Annotated in this window: 13 protein-coding genes; 8 read left to right on the forward strand and 5 right to left on the reverse strand. The window is 72.3% G+C overall.

Annotated features, from left to right (window positions below; all coding sequences use genetic code 11):
* Positions 1 to 12: 12 nt before the first annotated feature.
* The gene (locus ACIBH1_RS04180; RefSeq protein ID WP_397312087.1) at positions 13 to 186 is read right to left on the reverse strand and encodes a hypothetical protein; all 174 of its coding nucleotides are present in this window, start codon (positions 184 to 186) and stop codon (positions 13 to 15) included.
* Positions 187 to 285: 99 nt separating this feature from the next.
* On the opposite strand from ACIBH1_RS04180, the gene ACIBH1_RS04185 reads away from it, so the two are divergent.
* Positions 286 to 1062: an SURF1 family protein gene (locus tag ACIBH1_RS04185; protein WP_397312088.1), complete on the forward strand. Its 777-nt coding sequence runs from the start codon at positions 286 to 288 to the stop codon at positions 1060 to 1062.
* Complete coding sequence (locus tag ACIBH1_RS04190) at positions 1062 to 1331, forward strand: DUF3817 domain-containing protein (RefSeq protein WP_220133794.1); 270 nt, start codon at positions 1062 to 1064, stop codon at positions 1329 to 1331. The genes ACIBH1_RS04185 and ACIBH1_RS04190 overlap by 1 nt, the downstream gene beginning before the upstream one ends.
* A gap of 8 nt (positions 1332 to 1339) precedes the next feature.
* Here the strand turns inward: ACIBH1_RS04190 and ACIBH1_RS04195 are convergent, their stop codons facing one another.
* Entirely contained in the window at positions 1340 to 1522 is a 183-nt protein-coding gene (locus tag ACIBH1_RS04195) for a hypothetical protein (protein WP_397312089.1), read from the reverse strand.
* A 63-nt stretch (positions 1523 to 1585) separates the two neighbouring features.
* Positions 1586 to 4459, reverse strand: a complete 2874-nt coding sequence (locus ACIBH1_RS04200) for a BTAD domain-containing putative transcriptional regulator (RefSeq protein WP_397312090.1) — start codon at positions 4457 to 4459, stop codon at positions 1586 to 1588.
* An 80-nt stretch (positions 4460 to 4539) separates the two neighbouring features.
* Here ACIBH1_RS04200 and ACIBH1_RS04205 point away from each other — a divergent pair, with 80 nt between their 5' ends.
* Together ACIBH1_RS04205 and ACIBH1_RS04210 are read left to right on the forward strand one after the other, a co-directional pair.
* Positions 4540 to 5091 carry an NADPH-dependent FMN reductase gene (locus ACIBH1_RS04205; protein ID WP_397312092.1) on the forward strand — a complete coding sequence of 184 codons (552 nt, stop codon included), beginning with the start codon at positions 4540 to 4542 and terminating at the stop codon, positions 5089 to 5091.
* The gene (locus tag ACIBH1_RS04210; protein ID WP_397312093.1) at positions 5088 to 5630 is read left to right on the forward strand and encodes a dihydrofolate reductase family protein; all 543 of its coding nucleotides are present in this window, start codon (positions 5088 to 5090) and stop codon (positions 5628 to 5630) included. Before ACIBH1_RS04205 ends, ACIBH1_RS04210 begins: the two co-directional genes overlap by 4 nt.
* Here the strand turns inward: ACIBH1_RS04210 and ACIBH1_RS04215 are convergent.
* The gene (locus tag ACIBH1_RS04215; protein ID WP_397312094.1) at positions 5611 to 7275 is read right to left on the reverse strand and encodes a protein kinase; all 1665 of its coding nucleotides are present in this window, start codon (positions 7273 to 7275) and stop codon (positions 5611 to 5613) included. The two genes, ACIBH1_RS04210 and ACIBH1_RS04215, sit on opposite strands and share 20 nt — an antisense overlap.
* 179 nt (positions 7276 to 7454) lie before the next feature.
* Between ACIBH1_RS04215 and ACIBH1_RS04220 the strand changes: the two genes are divergently transcribed.
* Positions 7455 to 8375 (forward strand): GNAT family N-acetyltransferase, encoded by a 921-nt coding sequence (locus ACIBH1_RS04220; RefSeq protein ID WP_397312095.1) that lies wholly within the window; start codon positions 7455 to 7457, stop codon positions 8373 to 8375.
* Here ACIBH1_RS04220 and ACIBH1_RS04225 read toward each other — a convergent pair.
* Positions 8368 to 9174, reverse strand: a complete 807-nt coding sequence (locus ACIBH1_RS04225) for an arylamine N-acetyltransferase (RefSeq protein ID WP_397312096.1) — start codon at positions 9172 to 9174, stop codon at positions 8368 to 8370. The two genes, ACIBH1_RS04220 and ACIBH1_RS04225, sit on opposite strands and share 8 nt — an antisense overlap.
* Before the next feature lie 73 nt (positions 9175 to 9247).
* Here ACIBH1_RS04225 and ACIBH1_RS04230 point away from each other — a divergent pair, with 73 nt between their 5' ends.
* Genes ACIBH1_RS04230 through ACIBH1_RS04240 form a run of 3 tightly spaced genes read left to right on the forward strand, consistent with a single transcriptional unit; the run spans position 9248 to position 14610 of the window.
* Positions 9248 to 9922: a response regulator transcription factor gene (locus ACIBH1_RS04230; protein WP_312894537.1), complete on the forward strand. Its 675-nt coding sequence runs from the start codon at positions 9248 to 9250 to the stop codon at positions 9920 to 9922.
* Positions 9919 to 13020: a DUF4153 domain-containing protein gene (locus ACIBH1_RS04235; RefSeq protein ID WP_397312097.1), complete on the forward strand. Its 3102-nt coding sequence runs from the start codon at positions 9919 to 9921 to the stop codon at positions 13018 to 13020. The genes ACIBH1_RS04230 and ACIBH1_RS04235 overlap by 4 nt, the downstream gene beginning before the upstream one ends.
* A gap of 33 nt (positions 13021 to 13053) precedes the next feature.
* Positions 13054 to 14610, forward strand: a complete 1557-nt coding sequence (locus ACIBH1_RS04240; RefSeq protein WP_397312098.1) for an amidohydrolase family protein — start codon at positions 13054 to 13056, stop codon at positions 14608 to 14610.
* Positions 14611 to 14614 lie beyond the last annotated feature (4 nt).

Consider the following 14614-nt stretch of genomic DNA (forward strand, 5'->3'; position numbering starts at 1 on the left):
TGCCCGCCGCCGTCAGCGCAGCAGCAGGTAGGCCACGACGCCGACGATCGCGATCGCCAGGACGACCGCGATGATGGGCAGCGCCATGGAGCGCTTCTTCGGCTGTGTGGCCTCGTTGTCCACCCGGTTCGCGTACGCGCGGAACTGCTGGGTGTTGCCCGCGGGATCGAGGTGCTGGTCAGACATGACCAGCACTGTATCCGCGAACTGTGGTCGATTTGCACCTTTTCGACACATCCGAGGGTCGCAGAGGAGACCGGTCGTATCTGCGGATACCTTTGAGTCATGCTGCGAACCCTCCTCGCCCCCCGCCTGTGGGGACTGCACCTGGTGGTGATCGCAGCCGTCGCCGCCTTCATCTTCCTGGGCCGGTGGCAGCTGGGCGTCTTCGAAGACTCCGGCCGCCCCCACGCCGCGGACGATCCCGCCCCCGTCGCCGTCGAGCAGGTCATCGAACCCGGCTCCGGCTTCGACGGCACACCCAGACACAGGGTGACCGCGAGCGGCACCTACGACCCCACGCTCCAGCTGTTCGTCGTCGACCGCAAGCCCGACGCCGACGCCGTCGGCGGCAAGGCCTCGCGCGACGAGGGTTTCTGGGTGCTCACCCCGATCCGCCTCGACGACGGCACACTCGTGCCCGTCGTGCGCTCATGGGTGGCGCAGCAGGCCGACGCCCCCGCGGTGCCCAGCGGCAAGGTCCAGGTGACCGGGCGGATCAGCCCGCCCGAGTCGACCGACAGCGTGCAGCGGCGCTCGGGGACCCGGCCGGGGCAGGTGCAGACCGTCTCGACCGCCGAGCTGATCAACCTGTGGCCCGGGGAGAAGGTGCGCAACGGCTTCGTCGTCGCGTCCGACTCCGGCGTCGCGGCCGCACCACCCCAGCAGGGCGGTAGCGTGACCTGGCGTAACCTCGCCTACGCGCTGAACTGGTGGATCTTCGCGGTCTTCGCAGTTTTCATGTGGTTTCACTACGTACGCGAAGCCGTACGGACATCGAGAGGACAGCAGTGGAGTCAGCCCTCAAGCCCTTCAGAGTTCTCGCCTACATCGTCGGGGTGATGCTGCTGGTGCTGTGCGTGGGCATGGTGCTGAAGTACATCGTCGGCGTCGACTGGTGGCCCTCACTCGTCATCGCGCAGATCCACGGCTTCCTCTACATGGTCTACCTGGTAGCCACCATGAACCTGGGCATGAAGGCACGCTGGAGCTGGCCGAAGATCCTGGGCGTGATGCTCGGCGGCACCGTGCCGTTCCTGTCGTTCTACGTCGAGCGACGGGTGACCGAGCAGATCCATCAGGCGGAGGAACCGAGCGGATCCCCCGCCTGACGCGGGACTCAGTGGCCGATGCCGCGCCTGCGGGCTCTCTTGAGCCGCTCACGCTGCGACTGGTCGAGCATGAAATAGCCGACGACAGGCGCGGCGATGACGCCGAGCACGACCAGCGTGGTGATCCAACCCCAGCCGAAGATGAACAGTGAGAGCAGAACGGCGGCGCCTGCGCCGATGGCGTACTTCATAACGGGCGACATCATCAACTCCTAGAGACGCGGGCCCTTCCCATTCTGCAACGTCTCATACCCTCATGACGGTTCCTGGGCGCGATATATCGCATCCCTGATCCTCGCCAGGTCCTCCTCCAGGGCGGGCGAGGCGGGCATGCCGCAGGTCAGGCGCATCGAGGCGGCCTCGTCGAGCAATCGCGCGGCCTCCTCGAACGACCCGTCGAGCGCGTGCGCCCCCGCCAGGCCCTCCAGCGCGCCCGCGATGTCGCCGGGCGCGTCCATCGCCTTGGCCTCCTCCAGCGCCTGCCGGTGCAGCTCCATCGCTGTCGCGGCCTGGCCACGAAGCTCGGCGATGTAACCGAGCTCGATGAGGATCATCGTGTTGTGCACCGCACCCGGCTCCAGCAGCAGGCGCAGGTGGCGCTCGGCCAGGTCGAGGCGGCCGCTGCGGCGCGCGGCATAACCCAGCACGGTCCTGGCGAACACCAGCGTCGTGCGGAAACCCTGCTCCGTGGCCAGATCCAGAGCGCGCTGCCCCAGCTCGAACGCCTGCTCATGCTCGCCGCGCTGGGTGGCGATCCAGCCCAGCCAGCACAACCGGTCGGCGGCGTCGGGCCACAGCCCCAGCTCCTCGGCCAGGCGCAGCGCCTCGGTGTTGGCCAGCATCGCCCGCTCGTAGTCGCCGGTCATCTCCGCCAGCGCCCCCAGCCACTCGGCCGCGCGCAGCGAACCCCACGGGTCGTCGCGCAGCAACTCGGCCGCGCGCGTCGCGGTGCTCTCCAGCTCGGCCAGGTCGGCCCGCATGTGCGCGGCCATCGCCGAGAGGATCAGCGTCGCGCCCTCACCCCACCGGTCGCCCACGGCGCGGAACCGCTCCAGCAGCTCGGGCGCGCGGTCCAGGTCGTTGGTGGCGATGGCGTGGAACCACTCGGCACGCGCCCGCTCGCCCGGGTCGGCGATGTCTTCGTACGGCACGGCGTGCGCCGCGCCCTTCCGCTCGCCCTGGGCCGCGGCGAAGGCGGACTGCCACGCCAGCGCCTTGGCCCGCTCGCCCGCCCGCGACGCCCCGGCGCCCTCAGCGCCCTCAGCGCCCTCCGCCTCCAGGGCCGCGGCCAGCGCGCGGCGTGCCTCGACCAGCCTGCCCCGCAGGTACCAGTACCAGCCCAGCGCGTTGACCAGCCGCAGCGCGTACGGCCCGCGCTGGGCGGCACGCAGGTTGGCCGCCTCGGAGTCCAGACGCTTCAGCCACTCGGCCTGGCCGAGCCCGTGCAGGTCGGCCCGTTCCGCCAGCTCCGCGTAGTAGGCCGCGTGCCGCCGCCGTACCTCGCTCTCCTCGCCCGCCTCCCGCAGCCGCTCGGCGCAGAAGGCGGCCACCGACTCCAGGAGCCGGTAGCGGGTCGCGCCCGGCCCGTGCACGACCGTGACCAGCGACCGGTCGACCAGCCTGACCAGCAGATCGAGCACGTCGAGCCCCGGCTCCGCGCAGACCGACTCCGCCGCCTCCAGCGTGCAGCCGTCGGCGTGGGCGGCCAGGCGGCGCAGCACCACCCGCTCGTCGTCGGAGAGCAGATCCCAGCTCCAGGCGATCATCGCGGTGAGGGTCTGCTGCCGGGGCGGCGCACCCCGGTGGCCGGTCTGCAGCAGCCGGAACCGGTCGTCGAGCCGGTCCACCAGCCCGTCGACGCCGAGCGCGCGCACGCGGGTGGCCGCCAGCTCCAGCGCCAGCGGGATGCCGTCGAGCCGCCTGCACAGCAGCGCGACGCCGTCGTCCTGGCCGTCGGCCACCTTGCTGCGCGCCCTGAACAGCCGCATCGCGTCGGCTAGGTCGAGCGGCGGCACGCTCCACACCGCCTCGCCCGGCACCCCCAGCGGCTCGCGGCTGGTGGCCAGCAGGCTCAGCCCGGGAGCGCCGCGCAGCAGCCGCCCGGCCAGCTGCGCTGCCTGATCGATCACGTGCTCGCAGTTGTCGAGCACGATCAGCATCGAGCGCTCGCGCAGCGCCTCCACCAGCGGGACGTCGTCGCGCAGCCCCAGGCTCGCCGCCAGATGGGCGGCCAGGTCGGTGCGCGCGTCCGCCCCCGCCAGCTCCACCAGCCACGCCGGCCTGCCCCTGGCCGCCTCCAGCGCCAGCGTCGTCTTACCGACCCCGCCCGAGCCCGTCAGCGTGACCAGCCGGTTGCCCTCCAGCAGCGCGCCGATCTCGGTCAGCGCCTCGTCGCGCCCGATCAGCTCGACCAGCGCCGCCGGCAGATTCGACACCGGCGCGGCTCGCGTCGCCGAGAGCGCCGGATCCTGGCGCAGGATCCGCTGGTAGAGCTCGGCCAGCTCCGGGCTCGGATCCAGGCCAAGCTCGTCGGCCAGGCGGTCACGCAGGTCCTGGTAGGCGTCCAGGGCCTCGCTCTGGCGCCCCGCGCGATACAGGGCCTTGACCTGTACGGCACGCAGCCGCTCACGCAGCGGATGCGCATCGACGAGCTCGGCCACATCGACCGGCATGCCCAGCTCCAGCCGGGCCTCGGCCAGCTCCTCCGCGCAGGCCAGCCGCTGCTCCTCCAGCCGCGCCACCGCCGCCCTGGCGAACTCCTCGTCGGCGAAGTCGGCCAGCGCCGGACCCCGCCACAACCCCAGCGCCTCCTCCAGCAGCCGCACCCGCGCCTGGGCGTCGCCCGGCGTGTTCACCAGCTCGTGGAAGGCCACCACGTCGATCGCGTCGGTCCGCACCAGATAGCCCGGGGCACGCGAGACGACCAGCTCGGCGCCGATCGCCTTGCGCAGCTGCGAGACGCGCACCTGCAGGCTGGCCGTCGGATTCGAAGGCGGCTCCTGGCCCCACAGGTCGTCGATCAGCCGGTCCACCGAGACGACCCGGCCGTGGCTCAGCAGCAGGTCCGCCAGGAGCGCGCGCACCTTCAGGCCAGGCACGGACACCGGCTCGCCGTCGTCCGTCCACACCGCAAGCGGTCCAAGCAGGCCAAAGCGCATAAGCCCCTACCTTAAGACTTCGGTAAGCGAGGCCCGGCATCGTTACGGCCATGAGGGAATTGCGGATCGCGGTCATCATCGCCAGCACACGGCAGGGGCGCTTCGGCCCCACCGTCGCCGGCTGGTTCGCCGAGCAGGCCCGCAAACACTTCCAGGTCGACCTGATCGACCTGGCCCAGGCGGGACTGCCCGCGGTGCTCCAGGACGACGAACCCGCCGAGGTCGCCGCCCTGGGATCGAGGCTGGCCGCGGCCGATGGTTTCGTGATCGTGACTCCCGAGTACAACCATAGTTTCCCCGCTCCGCTGAAGACCGCGCTCGACTGGTACTTCGAGGAGTGGCACGCCAAACCGGTGAGCTTCGTCGCCTACGGGCGCGAGAGCGGCGGGCTGATGGCGGTCGCGCAGCTGCGGCAGATCTGCATCGAGCTGCGTGCCGTACCCATCCGCGAGATCGTCGCCCTGCCCAACTACTGGGAGCTGTTCACCGCGGAAGGCGCCTGGCCCAGGCCGTACGCGGTCTGCGACGAGGCAGTCAAGACCATGCTCGACCGGCTCGGCTGGTGGGCACAGATTCTGAGGAACGGAAGGACCGTGTCATGAGGAAGATCATCAACTCCACGTACGTCACGCTCGACGGTGTGCAGGAAGACCCGCAGGACTGGTCGTTCACCTACTTCAACGAGGAGGCCGGAGCGCTCGCCCAGGAGCAGCTGTTCTCCAGCGGCGCGCTGCTCATGGGCCGGCGCACCTACGAGGGCTTCGCCGAGGCCTGGCCCGGCCGCGACGGCGAGTTCGCCGACCGCATCAACGGCATGCCCAAGTACGTGGCGACCACCACGCTCGACAAGCTCGACTGGGACAACTCCCACATCATCACCGGCGACCTCGTCACCGAGGTGACCAAGCTCAAGCAGGAGGACGGGCAGGACATCCTCATGTACGGCTACGGCCCGGTGGCGCGCAAGCTGCTGGAGAACGGCCTGCTCGACGAGCTGCGGCTGTGGGTCCACCCCGAGATCGTCGGGCGCGGCGGGCCCGCAGGGCTCATCTACCACGAGGGCAGCGCGGGACGGCTGCAGCTCGCCGACGTCAAGACCTTCGCCACCGGGGTGGTCGTGCTCATCCTGCGCGCGAACTGACGATCGCCTTGAGCTCCTCCCGCAGCGCCTCCGGAGCGGGGCGCTGGGCGGGGTCGCCGGACAGCAGCTTGAACAGCACAGTCGCCAGGGAATCCGCCCTGGTCAGCGGCGCCCCAGGAGCCGGCGGCCGGCCCTCCACGGCCGTGTAGAGCGTGGCGCCCAGCGACCACAGATCGGAGGCGGGCACCAGGTTGCCCTCGGGGGCCGTGTACGGACTGGAGGCCCGCGGGGGCGCGGGGGGCGTCAGGCTGGCCTTGCCGTCGTCGGCCAGCAGCACGTTCTGCGGGCAGACGGAACCGTGCCGGCCGCCGTTCGCGTGGATGGCGCTCAGCTGGTCGAGCAGGTCCAGCCCCAGACCGGCCACCTCGGCCGGGGGGAGCGGGCCGTCGGCCTCCAGGAGCTGCTCCAGCCGCACGTCGGAGGCGGGGGGAAGGGCGGGCGCGGGGTGCTCTACGGTGACGGCGTTGGCGAGGTCGGGGGAGACGGGGGACGGCTCCGGCACGGCGAACGGCGCCTCGGGCGACGCGGCTACGGGCGCTCCGGGGACGGACGGGCCTTCGCTGGGGGCGGCGACGCCAGGCGACCCGGCCACCGGCGCCCCGGGTGCTCCGGCCCCGGGTGCTCCGGGCATAGGCACCCCAGGCATGGGTGCCCCGGCAACCGGCGGTCCGGCATGCGGCGCTCCGGCGGCGGGAGGCGGCGCGGACGGCGGCATCGCGGGCTGCGGCTCGGCGGCTCGCTTCTGCTTGCGGCGGAAGACCCGCATCAGGCCGCGCGGACGCTCAGGCTCCGGCCCGCCGGCACCCGGCGCAGCGCCAGGCACCCCGTGCGGCGGAGTCGGCCCCGACGGCGGCGCGTACGGCGCGCCGCTCAACCCGGGCGGCGGCCCTGAAACCCCGGCACCCGGCGCTCCAGCGCCGTGAGGTCCGGCGTCGAGCCCCGGCCACGCGAGCGGTCCGCCCGGCGTGCCAGCGCCCGGTGCCCCAGCGCCCGGCACCCCAGCGCCCGGCACCCCAGCGCCCGGCCCATCGAGCGCCAGTTCCGCCAGCGCACGGCCGACCCCCTCCACCGGCACCTGCCCGTCGAGCATCGCCCGCACCAGCCCGCGCAGCGGATCCACCGCCCCCACGGGCTCGCCCCCGGGCGGCCGTCCTTCCAGGGCGAAGTGCAGGGTGGCCGCCAGCGACCACAGGTCCGCCGACGGCGGCAGGTTCGGGTGCGGTCCGCACAAGCCGGTGAGCACGGCCCGCCCGGTCGTGGTGAGCATCACGTTCCCAGGGTTCACCCGCCCGTGCACGAACCCGGCGGCGTGCGCGCAGGCCAGAGCGTTGAACACCTGCAGCCCCACCCGTGCCGCCTGGACCACGGGCAGCGGGTGCCGTGAGGTGACGGCGGTCTCCAGTGACGCCCCCGACACGAACTCCATCACCAGCCAGCCCTCGTCGAGGACCTCGTGCACGTGCACGAGCGACGCGTGGCGCAGCCCTGCGGTGGCGCGTGCGTCACGCACGGCGTCCTGGAGTGTCTGCGGCGGAACCCGCAGCTCCTTGACGGCTACGTCGCGGTGGAGCTCCTCGTCGAAGGCCAGCCGTACGGCACCGTCGCCGAGGGGGTTCAGCAGCCGATAGCGCCCGGCCAGCTTCATGAAAAGCCACGATATCGGTTGGTAAGGCCCGCAGGCATCGACCGTTGCGCAATTCGTCTACCACCGATAGCGTCGATGATCAGGTCCTCGCGACACGGATGGAGGTGAGGAGACGCATGTACCCCATGGTGATTTCGCGCTCCCGCCTCGGGAGGCGCTCCTAAGCTTCTGGAGCTTTCTTGTCCCGTTTCATCCAGGGAGAGCTTGAGCTCTTCCACCGTTGTGCGTATGTGCCCGCGAGCGTGGGCACCTTCAAGCATCCCTTCGACGACTCGCTGGCGAAGGGCATGTACCGGCCCGAGTGGACCTTCGTCGCGCTGGCCGGCGACGAGGTCGTCGGCCGGATCGCCTTCTGGGGCCCGCCTGACAGTGAGCACCCCTTCCACCTCGACTACTTCGACTTCGACACAGTCGAGACGGGCGCCGCGCTGCTCAGGCACGCGTACGGCACGGTCGTCACCGGCGGCTACCGCGCCCCGGTCGGACCCCGCCCCACCTACGAGCTGTTCCTGCGCGACGGCTGGGACCAGGTGCCCGGCGCGGAGGGCGAACTGCGGGCGCGGCGGGAAGCGGCCGAGCAGGGCGGGCTCACGTTCCTGCGCGAGCGGCTGAACCTGAAGTGGCTGCCGGAGTACGGCCTGCCCGAGCGCTCCACCCGGCTCGCCTTCACCCCGGCCGACGACGACGAGCTCCTGCTGGAGCTGCTGTCCCGCATCGTGGTGGGCAGCCTCGACGTCTCCGACCAGCAGGAGCTGGCCACCAAGCCGCCGAGGCAGGTGGCCGGGCAGACGCTGGAGGAGGTCGCCTCGATGCCGGGCGGGCGCTCGCGATGGCGGCTGGGCCTGCATGACGGCGAGCCGGTCGGCGTGGTGATGGGCACCCGCAACCCGGGTTCGGCGACCATCGGCTACATCGGGGTCGACCCGGCCCACCGCGGCAACGGCTACGCCTTCGACCTGCTCGCCGAGGCGATGCACCTGTTCGCGGAGGAGGGCGAGCCCCGCATCGGCGACGCCACCGACCTGGGCAACACCCCGATGGCGGCGGTGTTCGATCGCGCGGGTTACCGGGTGACCGGGCGCATCATGGTGTTCATCTAGCCGCGAGCCATTCCTTGTGGGCCCGCCACACGCGGGCCCACAACCGCTCCCGGTCGGCGGAGCCGAAGGTCAGTCCGAAGACGTCGGCCAGCGCGGCGAAGTAGTCGTCGGGCGTCTCCAGCGTGGCGACGAGCTGCCCGTTGCGCGTCAGCGTCAGCCCGCGCAGGGAGTCGACCCCGGCGGAGTCGCGCCGCTGGACGGTCGCCACCCGTACGAAGCCGGACTCCGGCGAGGTGGTCAGGTATTCGTGCTTCTGGGCGAACGCCGACATCTCGGCCGGGGCGAGGCCGAAGTCCATGCCCTCGAAGGAGCCCGACGGGTCGTGGTCGAAGCGCCACCCGAACTCCGACGGGCGCAGGCCGTACTCGAACGGTCCCTGCCGGTAGCGCCCCTCCACGAGCGGCAGCGGTTCGTGGATGGCGTCGCCGAGGCCGAGGTCGGCCAGCCAGAGCCCGTCGGGGAAGGCGACGGTGAGCACGAGGTGGTTGGCGGTGATGCCCGGCGCGACGCCACTGGTCTGCACGCCGCCGACGTGGCGCGTCACCTGGAACCCCATCGCTCTGGCCAGCTCGGAGAAGGCGCCGTTGAGGTGGTAGCAGTAGCCGCCGCGCCCGCGCATGATGCGCCCGGCAGATTCCAGCGGGTCGACGGTGGTCGGCCGCCCGAGCCAGATCTCCAGGGCCTCGTACGGCACGCGCTCGATGTGGGCGACGTGCAGCTGGATCAGGGTGTCGACGGTGGCCGGAGCGCCGAGCAGGTCGGGGCGGCCGAGGCGGGCGAGGTAGGCGGCGATGTCCACCCGGAACAGTCTGCACAGAATGTGCACGAATGAGGAAGTGCCCTCTGCACAGCCACTCTCTAGGCTACGAAACGTGAAACGGGTGCTACTGGTCGAAGACGACGCGACGATCGCGCTGGCCGTACGTGATCGGCTGGCGGCGGAGGGCTTCGACGTGCGGGTCGCCGGGGACGGCACGCGGGCCCTCGCGGAGTACGGCAAGGCGGAGCCGGACCTGGTCATCCTCGACCGCCTGCTGCCCGGCCTGGACGGGCTGGAGGTGTGCCGCCGGATGCAGGCGGCCCGTCCGGTGCCGGTGCTGATGCTGACGGCGCTGGGTGAGGAGACCGATGTGCTCGTCGGCCTGGGCGTGGGCGCCGACGATTACCTCACCAAGCCGTTCAGCATGCGCGAGCTGGTGGCCAGGATTCACGCGTTGTTGCGCCGGGTGGAGCGGGCGGCGCAGCTCGCGACCGAGGACACGGTCATCCGGGTGGGCGAGGTGGAGATCGACACCGCCGCCCGCAGGGTGTTCGTGGGGGGCGTGGAGGCGCAGCTGACCAGGACCGAGTTCGACCTGCTGCGGCGGTTGGCCGAGCGGCCGGGGCAGGTGTTCGAGCGTGACCGGCTGCTGTCGGACATCTGGGGTTTCTCGGAGGCCGCGGCGACGAGGACCGTCGACAGCCACGTGCGGGCCCTGCGCAAGAAGCTGGGGCCGGATGTGGTCCGTACGGTTCACGGCGTGGGATACGCGCTGGTGCGCCGATGAGGCCGCTCGACTTCCTGGGCCGGATCAAGGTCAAGCTCGGGCTGATCATCGTGCTGGCGGTGGCCACGGCCTTCGCCGTCTACGAGTTCGCCGCGCCGCTGCCGCGCGAGTGGCGCATCGTCGTGGCGGTGGCGCTCGCGCTCGTCATGGTCCAGGTGCTGGCCCAGGGCATGACCAAGCCGCTGCGTGAGATGGCCAAGGCGGCGCAGACCGTCGCCAAGGGCCGCTACGACCTGCGTGTCAGCGCCACCTCGCGCGACGAGGTGGGGGAGCTGGCCAGGGCGTTCAACGCGATGGCCGCCGACCTGGGCGAGGTCGACAGGCAGCGCAGGGAGCTGGTCGCCAACGTCAGCCACGAGCTGCGCACGCCCATCACCGGGCTGCGTGCCGTACTGGAGAACGTCGTCGACGGCGTCTCGCCGCCCGACACGCTGCGCACCGCGCTCGCCCAGACCGAGCGGCTCGGCCGCCTGGTCGCCCAGCTGCTCGACCTGTCGCGCCTGGACTCGGGGACCAGGCTCGTCGAGGCCGAGACGGTGGAGCTGGCGCCGCTGGTGGAGCAGGTGGTGCGCGAGTCGGCGGCGGCGCGCGACGACGTGCGCATCGAGACCGACGTCCCGCGTGAGGCGGCCGTGCGGGCCGATCCCGACCTGCTGGCCCAGGTGCTGGCGAACCTGCTGGACAACGCGGTACGGCACAGCCCGGAGCGCGGAATCGTCACCGTTTCCGTCTCCGGCAGCACCATCACCGTGGCCGACCGGGGGCCTGGCATCCCCGAGTCGGCCCGTGCCCGGGTGTTCGAGAGGTTCTCCCGGCTGGACGCCGCCCGCGCGGCCGACGCCGGGGGAGCGGGACTCGGGCTGGCGATCGTCAGGGAGATCGTCGAGTTGCACGGCGGCTCCATCCACATAGGCGACGGCGCGGGCTGCCGCATGATCGTCGATCTGCCGGGGAGGCTCACGATGGCGGAGACGCCGTTGGAGACGGTGGCCGGGGAACCGGCCGCCGAGAGCGTGGGTGTTCGGGGTTCAGAGGTCGTGGCCAAGGCCGAGCCCGCCGTGGTGGCGGCTGCGGTCGAGGAGCCGGAGGCGGTGGTGGCCGCGACGGCGGGGCCGGTCGTGGCCGAGCCCGAGCGTGAGGCGGTCTCCGCGGGCGCGCCGGTGGCCGTGGCGAACTCCGCTCCGGTCCACGTGCCGGTGTTGGCGCCGGGCGGCGCGGCGCCTTACGTGGCGCCGCTGATCATGCCCGGGATGGGCAAGCTCGTGGCGGGATGCGTCATCGGCGTGAGCGGCGGCTTCTTCGCCGGGCTCGTCGCGGCGGTCTTCGCCTCGGTCGGCCTCGGTGGGGGTGCGGCGATGCTGGTGCTCATCGTCTTCATCCTGGCCGGCGGCTTCTTCGGCACCTGGGCGGGCGCGGCGAGCAGGCGGCGCAGCATCGAGGAGGCCCTGGCCAGGCAGCAGGCGGACGCGCGCAGGGCCGCGGCGATGTCCGTCCACCCCATCGACACGAAGCAGGTCGCCGTGAACCAACCCCCGCCCCCGCAGGCCCAGGCCCACGGGAGCCAGCCGCAGGCCGCGCAGCCGTACGGCCCGCAGGCGCAGGCCGCCCAGCCGTACGGCCCGCACGCCGGGCAGGGCCAGGCCTTCGGGCCGCCGCCTCCGCCGCCGCTCTACGTTCCCCCGCCCCTGTTCCCGAGGCCGGACCTGCCCGAGACCCCCCGCTGGCTGCTGCCCGCGGCGGCCGGGGCAGGCGTGTTCGCCGCCGTCGCCATCCCGGACTCGGCACCCGGCCTCGGCCTGGTCCTGGTGGCTCTCGTGGTGGCCGCGGCCGCCCTCCCCGCGGTGGCCAGGCGGGTGACGCCGTGGACGCTGGCCTTCGGCGCGATCGCCGTCGGCCTGATCTCGGTGGCCGCCTGGCGCGACGCCGACTGGCTGGTCGCCCTGTGCGTGATGGGCGGGTTCGGGCTGGGCGCGCTGGCCGTCTCCGGCGCGGGCGCCGGGTGGCTGGGCGTGATCCGCGGCGGCGCGTCGGTGCTGCTGTCGATGATCCCGGTGCCGTGGTTCCTGGCCGCGCCGCTCAAGCAGCTCACCGCGCGCAGGCGCATCATGCCCATCGTGGGCGCGCTGGGCATCACCGCCTTCCTGCTGCTGATCTTCGGCGGGTTGTTCTCCTCGGCCGACGCGGTGTTCGCCGGCTACGTCGAGCAGCTGCTGACCACGCCCGCGTGGGCGGAGTCGATTCCCGGCCGGCTGTTCGTCTTCGTGGTGGTCGGTGCGGGGCTGGCGGCGCTGGTGCTGGTCGCGCTGCGCCCGGTGGTGGATCCGGTGAGCCCGTCCTTCAGGACGCAGGTCAACTCGGCCCTGTGGGTGGTCCCGCTGAGCGCGCTGAACGTGCTGTTCGCGCTCTTCGTGGCGCTGCAGATCACCGTGCTGTTCGGCGGCGACGAGCGGGTGCTGCGCACCTCGGGCCTGACGTACGCGGAGTACGCCAGGCAGGGCTTCTTCCAGCTGGTCTTCGTCAGCGTGATCGTGGTCGCGATCGTCGCGGTGACCAGCGCGGTGGTGCGCACGGGCAACCGCAGCCGCTGGCTGCTGGCGGGCGAGCTGGGCACGTTGTGCGCGCTGACGATGGTGATCCTGTTCTCGGCCTGGCACCGCATGGACCTGTACGTCGAGGCGTACGGCTGGACCCGGTTGCGGATCTCGGTGCAGGCGGCGATCTACGGGCTGGCGATCCTGTTCGTGCTGATCCTCATCGCCGGCGCCGTACGGCTGGCGGGCCGCGGGTCGGGCTGGCTGCCCAGGACCGTGGTGCTCGTCGCCGGGCTGGGGCTGTTCGCCTTCGCGCTGGTCAACCCCGACTACCAGGTGGCCGTCTCGCAGGTGGACCGCCAGCGCATGGACGCCTCCTACCTGCGCGACCTGGGGGCGGAGGCGGCGCCGGCCCTGGATCGTGCGCCCGAGCCGCAGCGCAGCTGCCTGTTGCGGTCGGTGGGGGCGAGCGACGGCCCGAACGACTGGCGCTCGTGGAACCTGGCCAGGTCCCGCGCGATGGAGCTGATCGCGGCCAAGGGACTGGTCGAGGGGCCGTGCCGGTGACGGTGCCGGGCACGAATCAGGTTTAATCACGGAGTGGCTTTCGATGTGATCATCCGGGGCGGGCAGGTGCTCGACGGCACCGGCGCTCCGGCGTTCCGCGCGGATGTGGCGGTCGACGGTGACCGGATCGCCGCGGTCGGCCGGTTGGAGCAGGCCGAGGCCGGGCTCGTGGTGGAGGCGGCGGGGCGGTACGTCGCGCCGGGGTTCGTCGACTGCCACGCGCACGGCGACGCCGTGTTCGACGACGAGGAGGTGCAGCTCGCGGCCCTGCGCCAGGGGGTGACCACGTTCGTCCTGGGGCAGGACGGGCTCTCGTTCGCCCCCGGCTCCCCGGACACCGTGCGCTACGCGACGCGTTACTTCGCCGCCGTCAACGGCGGGCTCGACCTGCCGTGGTCGCGTGACCTGCCCGCGGACGGCTCGGTCTCCGTCGACGATCTGCTGTCCGTCTACGACCGCAACACCGCGCTCAACACCGCCTACCTGCTGCCGCACGGCACGATCCGCTACGACGTCATGGGCGCCTCGCCCGACGCGCCCTCCGGCGACCAGCTGGGGCAGATGTTGCGCCGCGTGGAGAAGGGCCTGTCGGAGGGCGCCGTCGGGATGTCGTCGGGGCTGGAGTACCTTCCCGGCCGCTACGCCACCGCCGCCGAGCTGGCCGCGCTCTGCCGCCCGCTGGGCCGCCTGCCGTACGTGACCCACATGCGGGCGTACGGCGCCCGCGCGGGCGTGGGCATGAACGAGGTGATGGAGATCGCCGCCCTGTCAGGTGCCGCGATGCACGTCTCGCACCTGCACGGACCGGCCGAGGTGCTGCTGCCGCTCGTCTCCCGTGCCCATGACCGTGACGTCGACCTGACCTTCGACACCTACCCGTACCTGCGGGGGAGCACGATCCTGGCGATGGTGGTGCTGCCGCCGTCGGTGCCCGCGGCCGAGGTCGGCAGGGCGATCGAGATGCTCGAGTCCGACGTGCTCGACGAGCACTGGGAGTCGCTGGAGGAGGTCTGGCCCCGCCTGACGATCTCGCACGCACCCGGGCTGACCTGGAGCGAGGGGCTGACCATGGTCGAGGCGGCGGAACGGGCCGGCCAGAAGCCCGCCGACTTCTGCCGCAGGTTGCTGATCAAGACGGAGCTGGAGGCCGGCTGCGTCTCCGCCCGGCCCGACGAGGGACCGGAGGGAGAGGAGTCGGTGCGGCGCATGCTGCGCCACCCGGCGCACACGGGCGGCTCCGACGGCATCTACGTCGGCGGTCACCCGCATCCGCGCGGTTTCGGCGCCTTCGCCCGCTTCCTGGGGCGGCACGTGCGCGAACTCGGCGACTGGAGCTGGCCGGAGGCGATCGTGCACCTGGCCTCCCACCCGTCCAGGCGCTTCGGGCTCGACGACCGCGGCCTGGTGCGCCCGGGCTTCGCCGCCGACCTCGTCGTGATCGACCCGGAGACCGTGGCCGACCTGGCGACCTACGCGGCTCCGCGCACGCTCGCGGCGGGCATCGACGAGGTCTTCGTCTCGGGCGTGCGGGTGCTGTCGGGAGGGGCGCTGACGGGCGTCACTCCTGGTCGGGCCCTTCGTTCTCATTGATAGG

The organism is Nonomuraea sp. NPDC050663 (genome assembly GCF_044456985.1).
Taxonomy (GTDB): Bacteria; Actinomycetota; Actinomycetes; order Streptosporangiales; family Streptosporangiaceae; genus Nonomuraea.